This is a genomic window from Akkermansia sp. BCRC 18949 (assembly GCF_045011645.1).
GTDB lineage: Bacteria > Verrucomicrobiota > Verrucomicrobiia > Verrucomicrobiales > Akkermansiaceae > Akkermansia > Akkermansia massiliensis.
The window spans coordinates 551119-570967 of the sequence record NZ_CP123619.1 but is presented as its reverse complement, the minus strand read 5'-3'; the positions used below and the strand labels follow the sequence as shown (position 1 = coordinate 570967).

Below are 19849 nucleotides of genomic sequence, written 5' to 3'. Positions count from 1 at the left end.
CTCCCCCCGCTTCTGGTCTTTACATTCACACACGGGGTTGCAACTTGCGGGGACGCATCTGCGTATGATACAAGTACCTGCCTCCGAATTCATGGATAAAACGCAAAACAACTCACGTTCCTCCCTGCTGGGAATTTTCATCAACATCCTGCTCCCGGTATTGATTCTGGACTACTGCAGCGCGGGCCCCGCCAATCCCCTGGAACGTCCGGCGGGGGAAAGCTTCTGGCACATCGGCCCGGTATGGGCGCTCGTTTTCGCCCTTTCCCTTCCCCTGGTCTATGGAATCCGTTCCCTGGTCGTCACCAGGAAATTTGACCTGATGTCCGGCGTAGGCATGGCCGGCGTGCTGCTGACGGGCGTCATCAGCATCTTCGTCATCGGGCCGGAGGGGCGCATCCACAGCGCCACTCCCTGGCTGTTTGCCGGAAAGGAGGCCCTGATTCCCCTCATCCTGGCGGCGGCGGTCGTCGTCTCCCGCTCCACCGGCTCCCCCCTTCTCAACATGTTCATTTACACGCCGGAGCTGTTTGACGTGCGCAGGATAGAACAGGCGGTGGCCGCCAACGGCGAGGAACAGACCTACCAGCGCCTGCTGGCAAACTCGTCCTGGATTCTGGCGGGCACGCTGGTTGCCTCCTCCATCGGCAACTTCTTCCTGAGCCTCTCTTTCATGTCCTCCGTCATGCGCCAGCCTGAGGCGGAACAGCAGGTGGCCTACAACGTGGCCATCGGCAGCATCACCTGGTGGGGCTTCCTGATCATCGGGGTGCCCATCCTGGTCGCCCTCGTCTTCATCATGACGCGCCTGATCAAACGGCTCGGACGGCTGACCGGCCTCACACGGGACGAACTCCTTCTCAAATAACCTGTTAAATCATGCATCTCCATACTCCATGCATCCTGGCTGCCGCCATCGCCCTGAATGCGGCTTGGGCGGCCGCTCCCCAATTCGACCGGGTATTCGGTTCCCACATGGTCCTTCCCCACGGGAAAAACGTGCCCGTCTCCGGCACGGCTGATCCCAACAAGGAAGTGACCGTCACCTTCGGAAGCTCCTCCCTGAAAACAAAGGCGGATTCCAAGGGAAAATGGAGCGTCACCCTGCCCCCCATGAAACCCAGCGCAGAGGGACAAACGCTGACGGCCACCCAGAACGGAGACTCTTCCAAGCTGGACGACGTGCTGGTGGGAGAAGTGTGGCTGGCCTCCGGGCAGTCCAACATGCTGTTCCGCCTGAACCAGACCTCCACGGCCAAGGAAGACATAGCCGCCTCCGCGGACGAGCAGCTCCGCCTGTTCAACAACGTTCCACAGGCCCACACGAACAACGCCCCCTATTCCGACAAGGATTTTGACGCCGTCACTACGGACAAATTCTATAAGGGGCAGTGGGCCGTCAGTTCCCCCGCCGCCTCGGGCCCGATGGCGGCCGTCGGCTACTACTTCGGCAAAAAACTCCGTGAAGGGCTCGGCATTCCGGTAGGCATCATCCATTCCTCCCTGGGCGGCTCGGAAATAGCGGCGTGGATTCCCCGGCAGGTCATCAATGCCAACAGCAGCTTCCGCACCCTGCGCGGCAACCACTGGCTGGACTCCCCCCTCATCTCCGACTGGGTAAGGGGACGCGCCAGAAAAAACATCTCCCCGCGTCTGGACCAGGGGTCTCCGGACCATCCCTACAAACCGGCATTCCTTTATGAATCCGGCATCGCGTGGATGACAGCCCTTCCCATCACGGGCGTCATCTGGTACCAGGGCGAATCCGACGCTGAAATCATTGACAACGAACAGAACGGCATGCTGCTGAAAACCATGATCTCCTCCTGGAGGAAAGCCTTCCGCAATCCGGAAATGCCCTTCGTCATGATTCAGCTCCCCCGCATCAACGATCCGTCAAAAATCCGTGCCGGCTGGCCGGAATTCCGGGAAATGCAGGACACGGTAGCCAAAACCGTCCCGCAGGTCTACAGCGTCAACACCATTGACCTGGGTTCCACCAACGCCGATGTCCACCCCCCCTTCAAGCGTCCCGTGGGAGAACGCGCGGGGAACACGGCACTCAACAAGGTTTACGGCAAAAAGGTTCCCTGTGAAGGCCCCTCCTTCAAAGCCTTCAAACCCTCCGGCAGCGCCCTTCTGATCCAACTGGAACACGCCAAAGACCTGGCCACGACGGACGGCAAGGAACCGGCCCAGTTTGAAATTGCCGGGGCGGACGGCGCTTACCATCCCGCCACGGCGGAAATCACGAACAGGAAAGGCAGCACCGCTGTCATCCGCCTCACCTCCCCGGAGGTCAAATCCCCCAAACACGCACGGTACTGCTGGAACCGCTTCGTGACCCCCAACCTGGTCAACGGCGACCAGCTCCCCGCCCGCCCCTTCCGCACGGATGCGCCCACTCCTAAAAAATAACCCTTCTCACTCCACCATACCATGAACCTTCATCTTCTCTTCGCTTCCCTGGCCGCGGCCCTTTCCCTGGGCACCGCGGCACAGGCCGTCCCCACCAAAGTAGCCTGCGTGGGGGACAGCATCACCTTCGGCTCCGGCCTCAAACCCGGAGATGCCCGGTATCCGCAGGTGCTCGGCACGCTGATGGGCCCGGACTTTGACGTCCGGGGATTCGGCAACCCCGGAAAAACGGCGGGCGACTATCCGGGCCAAGTGGGCCGCTGGTACGGCAGCACCAAGGAACACAAGCAATCCCTGGAATTCAAGGCGGACGTTTACATCTGCAACCTGGGCATCAACGATACGGGCCGCTGGTGGGACCCCAAGCTGTTCGCCAAGGGTTATGACGACCTGTTCAATGCCTGGAAATCCGCCAATCCCAAGGCCAGATTCTTCGCCTGGGGCCTGCTGGGTCCGGACTACCGCGGCCCGCTCAACAAAAAGGCGTTCCCCGGCAACTGCTACCCGGATGTGCGCAAATACGCAGGCTCGGACAACGGCTCCGCGGCCAACCGTCCGGAAGCGGAAAAACTGATCGCCACCGTGGCGCGCAAGCACAAGGTCGGCCTTTTTGACGCGCTGCACCCCCTTTCCGATCATCCGGAATGGTATGTGGACGGCCTGCACCCCACGGAGCCGGGCGCGCGGCGCATTGCTGAAATCACCTTCGCCAAGCTGGCAAAAAGCATGAAGCTCAAGCAGCCCGCCCCCAAGCTGGAACCTGGCACCGGCAACGTGATTATCAACAATTCCGGAGACTCCGGCATCCTGCTGGACGGCTGGAAGCTGACGGACGGCTCCAATACGCTCGTCTTTGAAAACGCTACCGTCATCCACCCCAAAGACAGGCTTATCATCACCATAGGCGCGGAAACTCAAAAGGACCCGACCAAGCCCCTGGAAATCAAATCCGCCAAATCCCCCTCCGCCTTCCGCCTGATTCCCGCAAAAAAGCATTGAACATCCCTTGAAAAACCTATTGAAGAGGCTGTCTGCCAGCCTCTTCAATAAGAAACATTATCTCCTTCTCCACCCGCGCGCGGCAGTGTCTGCCGGCAGGCCGGAAACTGCGGAAAGTGCCCGGCTTCTCCTCAAACGGAACGTCCGCGCAGCAGGCCGCTTCCTCCTGGTTCCGGATATTTCATTTCATCCTATTTTATTTGAGCATTTCTGCCGCACGAACGGTCTACAGTGCATGGAACAGAATAAATGCAAATCATCCGCGTGCTGCCTGCTGGGCTCTTTCTCCACCAACACCAGCATGGACTTCGGCGTCTTATTGCTGCGCCTGGGCGTAGGCGCGATGATGCTTGTGCACGGCATCCCCAAGCTGGGAATGCTCATCAGCGGAAACTGGGCGGCTTTCCAGGACCCGCTGGGAATCGGCAACTTCCTGTCCCTGCTGCTGTGCGTAGGCGCGGGATTCGGATGTTCCATCCTCATCTTCCTGGGGCTCTTCACCCGCCTGGCCTCCCTTCTCCTGATCATCAACATGTGCGTGGCTCTCTTCCTCGTCCTGGGCCTCTCCGGCTGGGGCGCACAGGAGCTCGCCGCCATCTATCTGCTGATTTACCTGACCCTCTTCTACACGGGACCGGGCAAATTCTCGCTGGATGCCTGGTGGCTCTGGCGCGACTGCAAGATAGAAGTGGAATAAAAAGGCTTCCTCCTGCGCGGCCTATGGCAAAAATACTTCTTTTTTCACTCGCCGCGGCAGGAGCCTTCCTTTAGGATGCTGGCACACCCAGTCCATCCGTTCAATGTCCGGCAAACTAACCTACAAGCAATCGGGGGTCGATACCAAAGAAGCAGCCGCTTTCGTATCCGACATCAGCTCTCACGTTAAAAGAACGCAAAAGCAGAGATCCCTGCACCAGGCCTTCGGTCTTTTTGCCGCCGCCTATGACCTGAGCTCCTACAAGGAACCGGTCATCGTCACCGGATGCGACGGCGTAGGCACCAAGACGGAAATCCTTTTCGAACTGGACATGGTGGAAACCGCCGGCAAGGACCTGGTGGCCATGAACGTCAACGACATCCTTACCACGGGCGGAGACCCTCTTCTTTTCCTGGACTACCTGGGCATCTCCAATCTGGAACAGGAACGTACCCGCATCACCCGCCTGGTGGCCGGCATGTGCGACTATCTGGAATCCTGCAACTGCATCCTGGCCGGCGGAGAAACGGCGGAAATGCCCGGCGTGGTTCCGGAATCCATCGTAGAACTCTCCGGCTTCTGTATCGGATGCTGTGAAAAAAGCAAGCTGATCGACCCCAAGACCGTCCGCCCCGGAGACGTATTCATCGGCTACAAATCCGACAGCTTCCATGCCAACGGCTGGAGCCTCATCCGCCGCATTCTGGAGGAAAACCCGGACGTGGTTGATGAAGAGGAACTCCGTTCCCTGCTGCAGCCCACCCGCCTGTACCATGACGTGGTGGCGGACATGCGCCGCTTCAACGTCATCCCGAAGGCATACGCCCACATCACGGGGGGCGGCCTTCCGGAAAACCTGGAACGCTTCCTGGGCGACTACGGCGCGGACCTCACCATTCCCTGCTGGGACAACACCGCAGCCCAGAAAATCCTGAAGCATGTGGACCCGCAGGACCGCTTCAACACCTTTAACATGGGCATCGGCTGGGTAGCCATCGTGAAGCCGGAGGACGTGGAAGCCGCGCTGAAGGCAGGCCCCGGCGGCACGGTCATCGGCACGTTGAGAGAAGGCCGCGGCATTCATGTCAAGGTACAGGGCGAATAGAGAAGGCACCATCTCCTTGCAGCGGATACACCACACTTACAGGACAATCTTTTCATCACAATCCCATGAGCGATTTTCTTAAACACGAGTGCGGCGTAGCCGCCATTCGTCTGCTTAAGCCTCTCTCTTATTTTCAGGATAAATACGGCTCCACCCTCTGGGCGTTCAACAAGCTGCTCATCCTGATGGAAAAGCAGTACAACCGCGGCCAGGATGGAGCGGGCATCGGCTGCGTGAAACTGAACATGCCCCTCGGCCAGCCCTACCTGTTCCGCACCCGGGACGCCAGCAAGGACGCCCTCACCACCATCTTCAACGGGCAAATCAAGAAGCTTAACAAAAAAGTCCGCCGCGGCCAGGTCAACCTGAAAGACGCTGAAGACATTAAAAACAACTTTGACTACGGCGGGGAAATCCTGATGGGGCACCTCCGCTACGGCACCTCCGGCCTCTTTGACGAAGGCTCCTGCCATCCCTACCTGCGCCGCACCAACTGGCCGACGCGCACCCTGATGGTGCTGGGCAACTTCAACATGACCAACACGCCGGAACTGAACCAGCGCATGATTGAGCGCGGCCAGCATCCCGTCTTCGGCACGGACACGCAGACCGTCCTTGAAGAAATCGGCTACCATCTGGATGAAGCCCATACGGACCTTTACCGCGCCCTGCGGGACAGCGGCATGCCCGGCCCGGAAATCCCCCATGCCATCTCCTCCCGGCTCAACATCCAGGAAATCATTCACAACTCAGCCAGGCAGTGGGACGGCGGCTACGCCATCATGGGCGCCATCGGCAACGGGGACTACTTCTGCCTGCGGGACCCGCACGGCATCCGCCCCTGCCACTACCTGATTACGGATGAATTCATTGCCGTGGCCTCTGAACGCGTCCCGCTGATGACCGTCTTTGAAGTGGAAAGCGAACAGGTGCAGGAACTGCCGCCGGCCAACATGCTTTCCATCAAGGCGGACGGCACGCACGTCATCACGGAATTCACCACGCCCCTGAAACCCACGCCGTGTTCCTTTGAAAAGATATACTTCTCCCGCGGGAACGACCCCATCGTGTACCGGGAACGCAAGGCCCTGGGCGCGGCGCTGACCCCGCAGATCGTGGACTCCCTGGAAGACCGCTTTGACAAATCCGCCATCACCTACATTCCCAACACGGCGGAAACCGCCTACTACGGCCTGCTGGAAGGCCTGCGCGTCTACCGCCGCAAGCGCGTGCACGCCCAGCTACTGGAAGCCCTGAGAAACGGGACCCTGGATGAAAACATGCTGGACAGCGCCATCCTGAAACGGTGGCCGCGCGGTGAAAAAATCGCCCACAAGGACATCAAGATGCGCACCTTCATCACGCAGGAAAAGAGCCGCGCGCAGCTTGTCTCCCATGTATATGACCTCACCTACGGGGCCGTGGGACCGGAAGACGTGCTCGTCGCCATTGACGACTCCATCGTCCGCGGCACCACGCTGAGAAGGTCCATCCTCCGCATCCTGGGCCGCACCAATCCGCGGAAAATCGTCATCGCCTCCACCGCTCCGCAAATCCGGTATCCGGACTGCTACGGCATTGACATGTCCGAACTGGGGAACTTCATCGCCTTCCAAGCGGCAGTCTCCCTGATCAAGCAGCACGGGCAGGCCCGGTTGCTGGAAGAAGTATACAAGGCATGCAAGGAGGAACTGACCAAGCCCAGAGAAGAACGGCGCAACTGCGTCAAGGCCATTTACGAAGGCCTGACGGACGCTGAAATCTCCCGTGAAATCACCCGCCTGGTCACTCCGCACGACGCCCCGTGCCCCGTGGAAGTCATCTTCCAGACCATCGAAAACCTGCATGAATCCATAGAAGGCCCCTGCGGCGACTGGTATTTCACCGGAGACTACCCGACTCCGGGCGGATATACCACAGTTAATGTGGCATACATGCGCTGGTTTGAGGGTAAAGGGGGGCGTGCATACGATTTGCCCTTGTAGCGGGTCCCTATTTTTGGGTATTCTGCTGCTAATATGTCGGGACCCATTGCATATACGACCTTGGAAGACACTGAACTGGTCGCCAGGGCGCGGGAGGGAGATTCGCGAGCTTTTGACGAACTTGTCATTCGCCACAGCCGCAAGCTCCATGCCACCCTGTACCAGATGACGGACAACTACGACGATGCCTATGACATCGCCCAGGAAGCGTTCTCCAAAGCCTACCGGGCCTTGCGCTACTTCAACGGACAAAGCGCCTTTTATACATGGCTGCACTCCATTGCCGTCAACCATGCCAGAAACTTCCTGAAAAAACGCAACCGCAGGATGACCTACAGCCTGGACGACGACGAGTACGGCGACCATACGGAAAAGGACATGAACATGGCTGACGAAACGGACGGAGCGGACCCTGAACGACGCACCCATCTGAACGAACTTCAGCTCAAGATTAATGAAGCATTGAAAAAACTATCCACCAAGCACAGGGAAGTCGTTGTGCTTCATGATGTAAAAGGACTCAACCACACGGAAATATCCGCCCTTCTGGGCATCTCTGAAGGAACGCTCAGATCACGTCTGCATTATGCCCACAAGGAGCTGCAAGGCCTGCTGGCGGAATATCTGAGTTAACGGTGGAAAAAATATTGAACATCGGTTCCCTCCGCCCTGTCAAACGCATAGTCCCAGATTCGGGACTAAAACACCCTAACCTTTATTACACTTAACATCAACGACGATGGATAAACAATCCACAGAACATAACGAGGAAACTCTGGTTGCCATGCTGGCATCTTTCCGTAAGGAAGCTTGTTACCATGACAACTTTGAAGAAGATTTCCTCCGCAATTTTCATCTTAGAAAGGAAACCGATCCGGCTACCCACTCTGCTTGGAAATTGTTACTCGAACGCCTGGACAACTATCTGCAGAACTTTCGTGGCTGGCAGTGGGTCTATGCTTCCATGTCCATCGTGACATTGGCTGCGGTAGGCGTTATTATCGCATCCGGGAACATGGATGATCCTTCCGACTCTTACGCATCCTCCACCAAGGATAAGGAAGAGATTCTCCTGAAGGAAAAAGCGGTTCCCGTAAGTAAGGAAACTATTGAACAACCCTCAACCGAAGTCGCCCCTGCGGAAAAACCCGAATTCACCACGGGAGCGCCTTCATATGAAACATCGGCCAACGACAATCAGCTGAAAACTGATTCCAATACCGATAAAAAACCGGTATCCCGAGTTCTCATCGAGATGTAACAATCCATGATGAACCTGGCTCCGATATTGGCGGGCATAGCCGTTGCAGGCTTGATTTATCAAGCGGCGGCCGTGCCTGCCCCTTTTAAGGTAGAAGCCATTCCCCACCAGGCGGAAGGAGAGCCGTACACGGCCATGGCGGCGCAGGTCGGAAAAGACATGCTCGCCTCCCTGATTCCCTACCGGGTCTTTAAAAACGGCGGTGTGACCTACTACCTTGGGGACAAGGACACCCCTCCCCTTCAGGTATGGGCCCAGGAAAAGCTCACAGGCCTGACGATTTTCAAGGTGGACGCTGCCCGCATACACGACGGGCAGGCGGTTGTGACGCCCTCCGGCCTTCTCAAGCGCGGCGACAAGCTGGCCTTTGCCAGCAGCCGGAATGAAACCACCCTGGGAATTTACGTGGGCATGGAGCACTCCATAGGAGACACCAGCTTCCCGCTGCGTCTTGTCCGCGCCCAATTCCCCAAACTGGCTGCGCCGCCCATCGGCCAGCCGTGCTATGACGCTGAAAACCGTCTGGTCGGCATCGTGCTGGGAGTTTCCCGCAAGGGAACCTGCCACCTGCTGCCCGCCCAGGCCATCTCCTTCCTGGCAGCCCATCCGGAAGCCAAGAGGGTGCGCCTGGGATGCCTGCTGGATATCAACGCCTCCACTCCCGTCATTGAAGGTCTCATTAACGGAGGCCCTCTCGCGCGGGGAGGCATCCAGACAGGAGACATCCTCATCAGCATCAACGGCACGACCATTAACAACTACGGGGACATGCTGGATGCCACCTATTACCTCACGGGGGAAAAGCCTCTGACCGTTGAAGTCATTCGCGGCACCCAGGTGGTAAAAAGCAGGGGCATCATCCCCACGCAGGACTCCCGTTAATCCGGAACCCCGGCTCCCAAGGGAATGCCGGGGTTCGGAACGGTCCTTCTCAAAATCGGCCCGTGCCTTGTTTCAGGCTTGAACTAACCCGCCGGCGCACTTAAAAAAGGGCGTGCTTCAAATCGTCTTCAATAAAATCAGCGCTGCGGAAGTATCCAGCATCCCCACCCTGGAACAACTGGACCTGCTCGGGGACTTCCAGGTCTCTGAATCCACCCTCCAAACCCTTGATGACGCCCGCTTCGGCAAGATGGAAAAGGACGGCAAAATTCTTTACCGCTACGTAGCCAGGGACTACCGCATCTACTTTGAAGTCATTGAAGGCAAGGTGGTCGTCCACCGCGTTCTGCACGCCAACAGCCTGAACGACTTTCTGTTCCGCACCAACATCTCCCCGACCGCAGGGGAAGATGAAATCCTGAGCCAGTCCAAACACTTCTGGAAACTCATTGACGAAGGCAAAAAAGCCTCCAAAGCCTGACCCCTCCCCACCCATGGCCTGCATCATTCTGGGCATCACCGGCTCCATTGCCGCGTACAAGGCGGCGGACATCGCTTCCGCCCTCGTCAAAAGCGGGCATGAGGTGCACTGCGTCTGCACGGCCAAGGCCCTGGAATTCGTTACAGCCCTCACCCTGCACACGATCTCCCGCAATCCCGTCTTCTCCTCCTTTGAGGATGAAAAGGCGGACTGGGTTCCCCCGCACATCCAACTGGCCCAGCGGGCGGACCTTCTGCTCGTGGCCCCCGCCACGGCCAACACCATGGCCAACTTCGCCCACGGCTTCGCCCCGGACATGCTCAGCTCCCTCTATCTGGCCTGCCAGGCCCCGGTGCTCATCTGTCCGGCCATGAACGTCCACATGTGGGAACACACGGCCACGCAGCAAAATGCGGCCGTCCTGAAACAAAGAAAGGGCCACTGCATTCTGGGGCCCTGTGAATCCGGCGTGCTGGCCTGCGGAGCGGAAGGAGCGGGAAAACTGATGCCAGTGGACCTGATTGTTCAAAAAACGCTCTCCCTCCTGCCGTAACGGCGGCATAAAATTACTCCATGCCTGTTTATTGGTTTGCCCAGGGAGAACTAAATCTTTTATCATGGACATTATGAAAATGCTCCTGTTCTTCCTTGGCTCCCTCATGCTCTGCTCCTGCGGCCCGGACAAGTATCCCGTCAGCTTCCACATGGAGACGGGAGCGACGGACAGCAAAAAATTCGCCTTTGAGCGGGACGGGCATTACTACAGCAAGGCTCCCTTCATTTCCCAGAAGGACATTGAATCCTACTACTCCTTCCCGGCAGAGGACAATACCTACGGCATTGTAGTCAATGTCAGAAAAGGCCTGGACAGCCGGGTGGAAGGAGTAACCGCCGCCAACCTCGGCAAGCAGATACTGCCGGTCGTCAACGGTCATGCCATGCAGCCTCTGCGCCTTTACAACAAACCCGTTACCTCCGGCAAACTGGCCGTCATGGGCGGCTTCTCCCCGGCGGACCTTGCCGCCATGGCGGAATTCATTCCTCCGGCGGACCCCAAGAGGGAAGAGCCCATCAACAAGCTGGCCTCCGTCACCAAGCCCCTTCTTCCCATCAAGGACCCCACCCAGGAAAAGAAGGAAGCCAAGGAGCCCGAAGAACATAAGGACCGCACCGTGGTCAGTACCCGCCGGGGGCGGATCTGATCCAGCACCCCTTGTATGAGCATGCACGGCAAGTTCTTCCCTTCCCTGATCGGCATCCTCTTGTTCTTCTGGAGCATGCCATTCCTGATGGCGGATATTGTCGTGCGCTTCCCCACGGAAAACACGGCCCTGCTGGACAACCGTCCGCAGGACTTCTACATGTACGTGGACCGGAACTTTGAAGGGAAGAAATCCCAGCCCTGGGAGGCGGGAGCCTACGGCTTTACCCGGACCCTCGTCAGAACCCAGGCAGGCCCCGTAGCCATCAAATTCCATGAAGGAATCGATATCAAGCCGCTCAGGCGCGACGCCTCCGGCACTCCGCTGGACGACGTGCATCCCGTAGCCGGAGGCACCGTGGTCCACGCTTCCGCCAACCCCACCCACAGCAACTACGGCCGCTATGTGGTCATCGAACACCAATTGGCGGACGGCCCGCTTTACAGCCTGTACGCCCATCTGGCTTCCGTCTCCTGCAAGGAGGGGGACCGGGTAGGCACCGGAAACGTCATCGGAAAACTGGGCTACTCCGGAGTGGGCCTGAACAAAACACGCGCCCATGTGCATCTGGAACTTTGCCTCAAGCTCCAGGACGACTTTGAAAACTGGTATTCCAGCCTGAAACTGGGTACCCCCAACCGCCATGGCGCCTACAACGGCCTGAACCTGGCCGGTTTTGACCCGGCTCCCGCCCTCATGCAGTGCAAGGACGGCGCGGAATTCTCCCTCTCCCGCCATATCTCCTCCCTGCCCGTTCAGTACGTCGTACGCGCTCCATCTACCGGAAGCCTGCCCAATCTTGTCAAACGCTACCCCTTCCTGCTGAAACCGGGACCGGCCAATCCCAAGTCCTGGGAAATCAGCTTTACGGGAACGGGAGTTCCCGTTTCCGTGACTCCCTCCGACCAGCCCTGCACGGAACCCTCCGTCATCCGGGCTGTTCCCCATCCCTTCTCCCAACTGTACAGGACCTGCAACCGCGTTTCCGGCTCCAGCAAGGATCCGAAGCTGACCGCCTCCGGCAAACGCTACATCCGGCTCATCTTCATGGGGCCTGAATCATAATCCTACGATGATGCACACCTTCTTCAGTCCCCGTTTTTCCCTTGCCGTTCTTACGTCCTGCGCGGCTTTTCTGCTCACCATGGGGGGCACTTCCCCTGCAGCCGCGGCAACACCTCCTCCAGAGGCTCCCCTCTCGCAGGACAGGCAGGCTCTCCTGAAAAATAAAAAATACCAGCAGGGTCTGAAAGCCCTGGAAGACCGCCTGCCCCTGGAAGCCAGCAAGCATTTTCAGGAATGCCTGAACTCCAAAAATCTTCCGGAATCCCAGAAAGCCATCATCCGCCCCTTCCTGGCGGAAGCCCTGATCCGCGCCAGAAAAACGGAAGAAGGACTGACTGCCTGGGAACAACTTCCGGACTCCTCCATGAAATCATACTGGATGGCGGCGGGCCTCTTTAATAAAGGCTCCTTTACCAGGGCCCTGGAAAAACTCTCCTCCATTCCTGAAACGGACCCGCTCTCCCTCTACGGCTTCCAGCTGAAAGCCCAGCTCGCGCGCCAGCTTCAGGACCGGCAGCTTTTACTGGATGCCCTCACCAGGCTGGGGCAGGCGGAATCCCCCGCCATCTCCCGGACCGCGCACGTCCTTCTGGCGGACGTTCTGGTGAACCTGGGGCGCTATGCGGAGGCCGCCGCCATTCTTGAACAATTCAAGACGGGAATGGACGACGGCACGGCCAGGGACCTGCCCATGCTCTCTTATGCCGAACTCGTGGAAGGCAAACTGGCCGACAAACAGGGGAACCTGGACCAGGCCATAAAAATCTTCGCCGCCGTCATGGACAACAAGGCCTATCCGGGGAAAATCCGGGATCTGGGCCGTCTGGCCCTCGCCAGGGCGGAAATCGTCCGGGAGAAAAACAACCCGGAACAGGCGGAAGAGGAAACGCGCGCCCAACCTCAGGAAGAGGAAGCCCCACACACTGCCGGAACGGCGGAAGAACGCCTGCTGGCGTTCATTGGCGGCAAATCGGAATCCTCCCTGCTGATGGACGCCTTCAACATCCTGCTGGAGGAGGACATCTTCCGCACCAATCCCCAGGCGCTGGAAAAACTCACCGGCTGGGTGAATGCCAGGGATGCGGCCCGCCAGCCGGCAGCCATGTATGCCATGGGAAGCCTGCTTCTGGCAAAGGACGACCTGGCGGGAGCTGTCAAAATGGCGGAGGACGGCCTCTCCAAATATCCTCAGAGCCTTCCCGTCCAGACCCTTTCCCTGAATACCATCACCACTCTGCTGGACAAAAACCGCGTGGAAGACGCGGAACGCCTTATCTCCAAATATCCCGGAACGTCCCCCGGCCTCGTCTTCCAGCAGGGAGCCCTGGCCTTCCGCAAGGGAGACTACCCTCTGGCGCAGAGCCTCTTCCGGGAAGCAGCCCGGCGCGCCTCTGAAAAAACGGCGGAAAGCGCCCTGTTCAATGAAAATCTGGCTGCGCTGAACGCCAATGACGCCGCTGGAGCCGCCGCCCTGGTCAAGGAAGCCGCCGGCTCTGCCCAGCTCCGGGAACACATCCTCTTTGAACAGGCACATTACGCCGCCAAAAGAATGAACCCCCAGGCTCCCGAACTGCTGGCGTCCTTCGTGGCCCTGGCGACAGACCCGGCCCTGAAAACCCAGGCCCGGCTGGACCAGGCGGAAGTAGCCCTGAACCTCAACCCGCCGGACCTTGAAACCGTGCAGGCCGTTCTTCCGCCGCTGGAAAAAGAACAGCTGACTCCGGAACAGACCATGCAGCTTGCACGGCTGAACATCCTGGAGGCGGAAAGCCGGCAGGAATGGCCCAGCGCCATCCAGGCCTGCCGCCAGGCCATCGCCCTGGATTCGGAAGGCAAACAGGCGGACATGCTCTATCTCAAGCTGGGGGAACTCCTGTACAAGAACGGGGATTTCCATGAAGCGCAGCTTGTCCTCCAGCCCTTCCCCTCCAAATACCCTGGCAGCCCCCTCCAGGCGGCGGCCCTCTTCCTGGCCGGAAAAGCCGCCCAGCAAAGCAACACCGGCAATACGCTGAAAGCCGCCCTGAACATCTTCAAAACCCTGGGCGCGGGGGACACCCCCTTTGCGCAGCCCGCCAGGATAGAAGAAGCCTCCGTCCTGCTGCGCATGGGAGAAGCGGACCAATGCATCGCCGCTCTGGAAAACCTCCTTTCCTCCCCCCTTCCGCGCTACATGCGCCTGCTGGCCCTCTCCATCCAGGCGGACGCTTGGGTGACGAAGGAAGACACCCATTCGGACACCCTCCGCAAGGCCATCAACCTGTGCACGGAAATTCTGGACACCCCCAACCTGGGCCTGGCCTGGAAATTCAAGGCCCTCACCCAGCGGGCCCAATTCTACGAACGGATGAACGACCAGAAAAAGGCGCTGGATGACTACGCCTCCATCCTGGCCCATACGCCCAGCGGCAGTTCCGCCAACAAGCGCCGGGACTGGCACTGGTTCTACAATGCCGGTTTCGCCTCCATCCGCCTGCTGGGCCAGCTCCAGGACTGGGACGGCGCCCTGGCGCTGGCTAAAAAACTGGCGCAGACCTCCGGTCCCAGAGCCAGGGAAGCGGCGGCCTACGCGCGCCGCATCCAGCTGGAACACTTCATCTGGCAGGATGAACCGGAAAATGCCGCTCCGGAAACCGGAAAGCCGGAAACGCCGGCTCAAACCGCCAGTTAAGCCGCCCCCTCCCGTCATGGACACTCCATCTACAGCCAAAAACTGGAGACTCAACGCAGCAGCCGTCATCATGGACGCCGACGGCTACGTGCTGCTGGGCAAGGACAACGGCCGCAACCCGTACTGGCACTTCCCGCAGGGAGGCGTCATTAAAAATGAAAGCATTGAACGGGCGCTCGCGCGGGAGGTATGGGAGGAAGTGGGCCTGCGTCCCACGGAATACACCATTGTCAGCCGCCTCCCCGGCCTGCGGTACAAATACCCCTCCGGCAACCGCAAAGTCACGCGCTGGATAGGCCAGGAGCAAACCTACTTCCTGGTGCGCTGCAAGGCCAGGCGCCCCAAGACGGACCTGCACCGCAGCCCTGAATTTTCAAAAACGAAATGGATACCCCTCCAGGACCTCAAGCTGGAGATGTTCCCCAAATTCAAAAGGAAAGTCATCAAGGACGCCCTTCAGCAATTCTTCGGGCCGGATTTTCCGGCCAAACCCGCCGCCATGAAAACCTCTTCCACCTCCTCTCCCGCTTCTTCAACGTTAACTTCGCATACAATGAACCGTTACCTGGTGCCTCCGGGCAAAAAACTGCGTTTAAAGGATTACTCTCCGGATGACAAATCTCTCTTCTCCGGAACCAAGGAAGAATCCCTGGTTGAATTCGACAAGCTGAGGGAAGAACTGCAGGAACTGCAGAAAAAACTCTTCGCCCAGCACAAGCACAGGGTTCTCGTCATTCTGCAGGCCATGGACGCAGGCGGCAAGGACGGATGCGTCAAGCACGTCTTTTCCCGGGTGGACCCGCAGGGGCTGCACGTGGTTCCCTTTAAAAAACCCACTATTGAAGAACTGGACCACGACTTCCTGTGGCGCGTGCACAAGGAAGTGCCCGCCAAGGGGCAGATCGCCATCTTCAACCGTTCCCATTACGAGGACATCATCGCCGTCCGCGTGAAAAAAATCTTCCCGGACCCCGTCTGGAAGCGACGTTACAAGCACGTTCTGGATTTTGAATCCATGCTTGCGGAAGAAGGCACCGTCATCATCAAGCTGTTCCTGAATATTTCCAAGGCGGAACAGAAAAGACGGCTGGAATCCAGGCTCCAGGATCCGGACAAACTTTGGAAGTTCTGCATGGACGACCTGGATGACCGGAACCGCTGGGACGAATTCCAGACGGCCTATCAGGATCTCATTGAAAAAACGTCCACTCCGGATGCTCCCTGGTACATCATTCCGGCAGACCGGAAATGGTACAGGAACCTCGTCGTCGCCCGCCTGATGGTGGAAAAACTGCGCCATCTCCAGCTCACGTTCCCCACTCCCAACTTCGATCCGGCGTCCATTATCATTCCAGATTGATAAACTCTGTCATACCGATAACTAGTTTGTGCATCATAAAATTATTTTTGTACATTTCTCGGTATTCAATTGTCCCATTATTACAAAATCTGCATTATTCACAATAACAATCAAAACTTAGAATTTCTAACGCTTGACTGGGACAGTGAAAAATTGTTAGAAAACAACTTAACACCTAGAACGTGTAAACATTCTATATAGAAAAACAGAACCCAATGTATTTAGCATCCCAACGTAAAGAGTTCATTCTGAAAACGCTGGCCGAACATGGAGCCGCAAGAACCATTGCTCTGGCCAAACAGATGAAGGTCACGGATGAAACGGTCCGTAATGATTTGATTAACCTTGAGAAACGCGGCTTTCTCAAGCGCGTCCACGGCGGCGCTCTGGCCCTTACCCATAAATCCCTCCATGAAGACATTGTCACTCAAGACGATGTTTCCATAAGGATTGCAAAAAAAGCCGTCCAGAACATCCCCGCTTCCGTGGTCATGTTCATTGACAGCAGCACCATGGGCTACCAGATCTGCAACCACATTAATTCCAGGGATACGCACGTGGTTTCCAACAACCCCACGCTGCTGACCCGGCTTGAAGGCATTCCGAACCTGAGCTTCTACTGCACGGGCGGACGCTTCGACCGCGAAGCCCTGGTCTATGTGGGACAGGAAGCCGCCAAGGCCGCAGGTTCCCTGAGCATTGACATGGTTGTACTGACGCCGGACTGCTACTCCCCCAAGCATGGCGCCGGATACAAGAACATGCTGCAATCCGAATTCATCAAGAGCGTCATTCCCCCGGATGCCAAGGTGATCATCGCCATGCCTTCCACCAGCGTAGCGAACAACCCGGCATTCTATACCGTTGCGCCCTCACAGATCTCCATGCTCATCACTGATGAAGCCCTTTCTCCTGAAATGGCTGACCAGGTTGAGAAGAGCGGCGTCAAGGTTGAACTTGCCTGACGCTTATCTGCTTCACCGGGGCGGAGGTTCATTGGAGCCTCCGCCTTTTTTATTGTTATCAGGTACTTTCTCTTTTCCATTCCATCCGGTACTCCCGGCTTCCTGTCAGCTCGTCATCCCTGGAGCCGATCTCCTCAAATCCTCCGCGCCTGTAGAACGCGCGGGCACGGGCGTTCTCCTCGTAAACGCCCACCGTCAGCATCCCCTTGCTGTGCTCCTTCACCCAGTCCAGCAGCGCCGTGCCTATTCCCTCGCACTGCCGCTCCGGAGCCACGAACAGGGCGGCCAGCTCTCCTTCCCCCACCAGGCACGCAAACCCGACCACGCCGCCGCCGTCCCGGCATACCCACGTACGCGCCCTGGGCAGGTACACCTGCCTCATATCCTCCACCAGGCCGCACCAGAACCCCACCCCTGCAAAAGCATGGGCCTGTTCGGACGCTTTCAGCCAAATATTCAGGACCTCCGTTTCATCCTTGTTCTGGTAATGTTCTATTTTCATACATTCATGACAGGTACGCAGTAATTCCTTTCAGAGTCTATATAAATTAGCATGGAGCGTCCACAAAGCTCAAGAAAGAAAGTCATGCTCCCCGGCGAAAAAGGATGGGCGCGGCCATGGCTTGCTCCCCTTTTTTCCTCACGTTTCCAAGGCCCTGCGCACCCGGACCGGGCCATCGGAGACTTCCTAAATTCAGGGCAGCAAGCGGCGGGAGGGGGAAGAAACTCACCGTCCTTTCCTCGCTATCCGCCTCCCAGGAAAAAACCGTCGTTACGGCTTATACACAAGCACCGGGCCGGTCCGGGAAGACTGAACGCCGCGCACCTTCCGGACGGCGGCCGCCACCAGGGACACAGCCTGCTCCACTTCCTCCTGCGTCGTCATGAAAGACAGGGAAAAACGCAGGGAGGAACGCACCGCCCCGTCGGGCAGCCCCATGGCCGTCAGTACGTGGGAAGGCATGGGCTGCAGCGTGTGGCAGGCGGACCCTGCCGAGCACAGCAGCCCCGCAGGCTCCAGCAACAGCATCAGCGCCTCCGCCGTGCATCCGTCAAACGCCAGATTGGAGGTATTCGGAATGCGCTCCATCCCTCCGGAATGCACCGTCACGCCGTCCACCTGTGCCCGCAGGAGGGACTCAAAGGAATCCCGCAGCCGGGCCAGCCTTCCGGCGTCCTCCTCCAAATGCCTTAATGCCGCGCGCGCCGCGGCTCCAAATCCGATGATCCCCGGCACATTCTCCGTGCCGGACCTTAACCCGTGCTCCTGCCCTCCGCCGAACAGCAGGGGAGAAAAGCCGGCTCCCGAGCGCCTGTACAGGCATCCCGCCCCCTTGGGACCATGGAACTTGTGGGCGGACACGGAAGCGTAATCCACCTCCATCCCGTGCAGGTCCACAGGGATTTTCCCGGCGCACTGCACCATGTCCAGATGCACGGACGCCCCATGCCGCCGGGCGGCGGAGCACAAAGCCGCCGCCTCCTGCAACGCGCCCGTCTCGTTATTGGCCCAGGCAAAGGAAACGCCGGACACCCCAGCCGCGCACATGGCCTCCCATTCTTCCGGGACCGCTCGGCCTTCCCGGTCCACCGGACAGACTCGACCCTGGCCCAGGGCCACGGCGGTTTTCAGGGAGGCGTCATGATCCGTGGAAAGCACGCCTATTCCTCCGTTCCGTTCCCCGGCCATCTGCCGGAAAGCCATATTGGTGGCCTCCGTTCCGCCGGAGGTAAACACAATCTCCGAGGGGAACGCGCCCAGCAGGGCGGCAACGTCCGCACGGGCTTCCTCCACCGCCTCGCGCACGCTCCTGGCGCAGCCGTAACCGGCGGACGGGTTGAAAAACCGTTCCTTTAAAAACGGCTCCATGGCCGCGTAAACCTCCGGGTCCAGCGGAGTGGTGGCGTTGTTGTCCCAGTAAATCACGCCTTCATAACTCCCCCAATCGCGGGAAGGAGTCAAGCCGGAACATAATGCGCGGCTGCACAAGATCACTCTTCACTTTTACCCGTGATTCCGCATAATGCCGCCCATGCGTTTTCTCATTACGGCAGGCCCCACCAGGGAAGCGATTGACCCCGTCAGATACCTCACCAACCATTCCTCCGGAAAAATGGGGTACTCCCTGGCGGAAGCGGCGGTTCACGAAGGCCACAGCGTCCTTCTCGTCTCCGGTCCCACCTCCCTGGACGTTCCGCACGGTGTGGACTTCCTTCCGGTGGAAAGCGCGCAGGAAATGTATGACGCCGTAAAAAACCAGGCTCCCTATGCGGATGCCGCCATCCTCAGCGCCGCCGTGGCGGACTACCGCCCCGTCTCCGTCCCGGACCGCAAGATCAAGAAAACGGGGGAACGCATGATTATGGAGCTGGAGCGCACCGCGGACATCCTGGGTTCCATGCGCACGGAATCTGGATTCAACGGCGTCCTGGTGGGCTTCGCGGCGGAAACCCATGACGTGGAAGACTACGCGCGTGGAAAGCTGGAGCGCAAGCGGTGCGACATGATCGTGGCCAACGACGTTTCCCGCAGCGACATCGGCTTTAATTCCTCGGAAAATGAAGTCCTGCTCGTTTATCCGGACCGGACGGAACTGCTGGAAAAAGCGCCTAAAACACAGATTGCCCTTCAGATCATCGAACGCGCGTGCCGCCTCGCACGGGAAAAAGGTCCGTCATGCCGGGCGGCAGACCCGTTCCGTGCTTGAACCGGAAAGGCGTTTCCAGCATGATTAAATGCTGGCTGGCTACGGACGCC

The 19849-nt window shown here is 58.5% G+C and carries 19 protein-coding genes; 17 read left to right on the top strand and 2 right to left on the bottom strand.

Features of this window, described 5'->3' with window-relative positions; genetic code table 11:
* The first annotated feature begins 91 nt into the window (after window positions 1–91).
* From P8A25_RS02360 to P8A25_RS02285, 16 genes are all read left to right on the top strand, one after another.
* Complete coding sequence (locus P8A25_RS02360; RefSeq protein WP_022396492.1) at window positions 92–868, top strand: VC0807 family protein; 777 nt, start codon at window positions 92–94, stop codon at window positions 866–868.
* An 11-nt stretch (window positions 869–879) separates the two neighbouring features.
* A complete protein-coding gene (locus P8A25_RS02355; RefSeq protein WP_215442433.1) occupies window positions 880–2418 on the top strand; it encodes a sialate O-acetylesterase in 1539 nt (512 codons plus the stop codon).
* 21 nt (window positions 2419–2439) lie between these two features.
* A complete protein-coding gene (locus tag P8A25_RS02350) occupies window positions 2440–3417 on the top strand; it encodes a GDSL-type esterase/lipase family protein (protein WP_215442432.1) in 978 nt (325 codons plus the stop codon).
* 235 nt (window positions 3418–3652) lie between these two features.
* On the top strand, window positions 3653–4114 hold the full coding sequence (locus P8A25_RS02345; protein WP_404838753.1) for a DoxX family protein: 462 nt from the start codon (window positions 3653–3655) through the stop codon (window positions 4112–4114).
* A 103-nt stretch (window positions 4115–4217) separates the two neighbouring features.
* Window positions 4218–5219, top strand: coding sequence for a phosphoribosylformylglycinamidine cyclo-ligase (gene purM / locus P8A25_RS02340; protein ID WP_022396488.1), 1002 nt, complete (start codon window positions 4218–4220; stop codon window positions 5217–5219).
* 65 nt (window positions 5220–5284) lie between these two features.
* Entirely contained in the window at window positions 5285–7204 is a 1920-nt protein-coding gene (locus P8A25_RS02335) for an amidophosphoribosyltransferase (protein WP_215442431.1), read from the top strand.
* Window positions 7205–7264: 60 nt separating this feature from the next.
* Window positions 7265–7837: an RNA polymerase sigma factor gene (locus P8A25_RS02330; protein WP_179218865.1), complete on the top strand. Its 573-nt coding sequence runs from the start codon at window positions 7265–7267 to the stop codon at window positions 7835–7837.
* 106 nt (window positions 7838–7943) lie between these two features.
* Window positions 7944–8465 (top strand): hypothetical protein, encoded by a 522-nt coding sequence (locus P8A25_RS02325; RefSeq protein WP_102722652.1) that lies wholly within the window; start codon window positions 7944–7946, stop codon window positions 8463–8465.
* Window positions 8466–8537: 72 nt separating this feature from the next.
* A complete protein-coding gene (locus P8A25_RS02320) occupies window positions 8538–9347 on the top strand; it encodes a PDZ domain-containing protein (protein WP_146019197.1) in 810 nt (269 codons plus the stop codon).
* Between the two features lie 112 nt (window positions 9348–9459).
* Window positions 9460–9828 (top strand): hypothetical protein, encoded by a 369-nt coding sequence (locus P8A25_RS02315; RefSeq protein WP_022396483.1) that lies wholly within the window; start codon window positions 9460–9462, stop codon window positions 9826–9828.
* A 13-nt stretch (window positions 9829–9841) separates the two neighbouring features.
* The gene (locus P8A25_RS02310) at window positions 9842–10381 is read left to right on the top strand and encodes a flavoprotein (RefSeq protein ID WP_022396482.1); all 540 of its coding nucleotides are present in this window, start codon (window positions 9842–9844) and stop codon (window positions 10379–10381) included.
* A gap of 64 nt (window positions 10382–10445) precedes the next feature.
* On the top strand, window positions 10446–11030 hold the full coding sequence (locus tag P8A25_RS02305; protein WP_215442430.1) for a hypothetical protein: 585 nt from the start codon (window positions 10446–10448) through the stop codon (window positions 11028–11030).
* A gap of 21 nt (window positions 11031–11051) precedes the next feature.
* The gene (locus tag P8A25_RS02300; protein ID WP_215442429.1) at window positions 11052–12095 is read left to right on the top strand and encodes a M23 family metallopeptidase; all 1044 of its coding nucleotides are present in this window, start codon (window positions 11052–11054) and stop codon (window positions 12093–12095) included.
* A 7-nt stretch (window positions 12096–12102) separates the two neighbouring features.
* Window positions 12103–14766, top strand: a complete 2664-nt coding sequence (locus tag P8A25_RS02295; protein WP_215442428.1) for a tetratricopeptide repeat protein — start codon at window positions 12103–12105, stop codon at window positions 14764–14766.
* A 16-nt stretch (window positions 14767–14782) separates the two neighbouring features.
* Window positions 14783–16126: a PPK2 family polyphosphate kinase gene (locus P8A25_RS02290; protein ID WP_180971043.1), complete on the top strand. Its 1344-nt coding sequence runs from the start codon at window positions 14783–14785 to the stop codon at window positions 16124–16126.
* Window positions 16127–16341: 215 nt separating this feature from the next.
* Window positions 16342–17091, top strand: coding sequence for a DeoR/GlpR family DNA-binding transcription regulator (locus tag P8A25_RS02285; protein ID WP_102730031.1), 750 nt, complete (start codon window positions 16342–16344; stop codon window positions 17089–17091).
* Window positions 17092–17149: 58 nt separating this feature from the next.
* Here the strand turns inward: P8A25_RS02285 and P8A25_RS02280 are convergent, their stop codons facing one another.
* Window positions 17150–17593 carry a GNAT family N-acetyltransferase gene (locus P8A25_RS02280; RefSeq protein ID WP_102730030.1) on the bottom strand — a complete coding sequence of 148 codons (444 nt, stop codon included), beginning with the start codon at window positions 17591–17593 and terminating at the stop codon, window positions 17150–17152.
* Window positions 17594–17863: 270 nt separating this feature from the next.
* Window positions 17864–19054, bottom strand: coding sequence for a cysteine desulfurase family protein (locus P8A25_RS02275; RefSeq protein ID WP_180973679.1), 1191 nt, complete (start codon window positions 19052–19054; stop codon window positions 17864–17866).
* Window positions 19055–19124: 70 nt separating this feature from the next.
* On the opposite strand from P8A25_RS02275, the gene P8A25_RS02270 reads away from it, so the two are divergent.
* On the top strand, window positions 19125–19799 hold the full coding sequence (locus tag P8A25_RS02270) for a phosphopantothenoylcysteine decarboxylase (RefSeq protein WP_404838752.1): 675 nt from the start codon (window positions 19125–19127) through the stop codon (window positions 19797–19799).
* The last annotated feature ends 50 nt before the right edge of the window (window positions 19800–19849 follow it).

Bases quoted from the DNA above. Each gene is read 5' to 3' on its own strand.
- P8A25_RS02355 (WP_215442433.1), top strand. From the start codon at position 880: ATGCATCTCCATACTCCATGCATCCTGGCTGCCGCCATCGCCCTGAAT.
- P8A25_RS02360 (WP_022396492.1), top strand. From the start codon at position 92: ATGGATAAAACGCAAAACAACTCACGTTCCTCCCTGCTGGGAATTTTC.
- P8A25_RS02350 (WP_215442432.1), top strand. From the start codon at position 2,440: ATGAACCTTCATCTTCTCTTCGCTTCCCTGGCCGCGGCCCTTTCCCTG.
- P8A25_RS02305 (WP_215442430.1), top strand. From the start codon at position 10,446: ATGGACATTATGAAAATGCTCCTGTTCTTCCTTGGCTCCCTCATGCTC.
- P8A25_RS02270 (WP_404838752.1), top strand. From the start codon at position 19,125: ATGCGTTTTCTCATTACGGCAGGCCCCACCAGGGAAGCGATTGACCCC.
- P8A25_RS02345 (WP_404838753.1), top strand. From the start codon at position 3,653: ATGGAACAGAATAAATGCAAATCATCCGCGTGCTGCCTGCTGGGCTCT.
- P8A25_RS02290 (WP_180971043.1), top strand. From the start codon at position 14,783: ATGGACACTCCATCTACAGCCAAAAACTGGAGACTCAACGCAGCAGCC.
- P8A25_RS02300 (WP_215442429.1), top strand. From the start codon at position 11,052: ATGCACGGCAAGTTCTTCCCTTCCCTGATCGGCATCCTCTTGTTCTTC.
- P8A25_RS02325 (WP_102722652.1), top strand. From the start codon at position 7,944: ATGGATAAACAATCCACAGAACATAACGAGGAAACTCTGGTTGCCATG.
- P8A25_RS02295 (WP_215442428.1), top strand. From the start codon at position 12,103: ATGATGCACACCTTCTTCAGTCCCCGTTTTTCCCTTGCCGTTCTTACG.
- P8A25_RS02335 (WP_215442431.1), top strand. From the start codon at position 5,285: ATGAGCGATTTTCTTAAACACGAGTGCGGCGTAGCCGCCATTCGTCTG.
- purM (WP_022396488.1), top strand. From the start codon at position 4,218: ATGTCCGGCAAACTAACCTACAAGCAATCGGGGGTCGATACCAAAGAA.
- P8A25_RS02310 (WP_022396482.1), top strand. From the start codon at position 9,842: ATGGCCTGCATCATTCTGGGCATCACCGGCTCCATTGCCGCGTACAAG.
- P8A25_RS02285 (WP_102730031.1), top strand. From the start codon at position 16,342: ATGTATTTAGCATCCCAACGTAAAGAGTTCATTCTGAAAACGCTGGCC.
- P8A25_RS02280 (WP_102730030.1), bottom strand. From the start codon at position 17,593: ATGAAAATAGAACATTACCAGAACAAGGATGAAACGGAGGTCCTGAAT.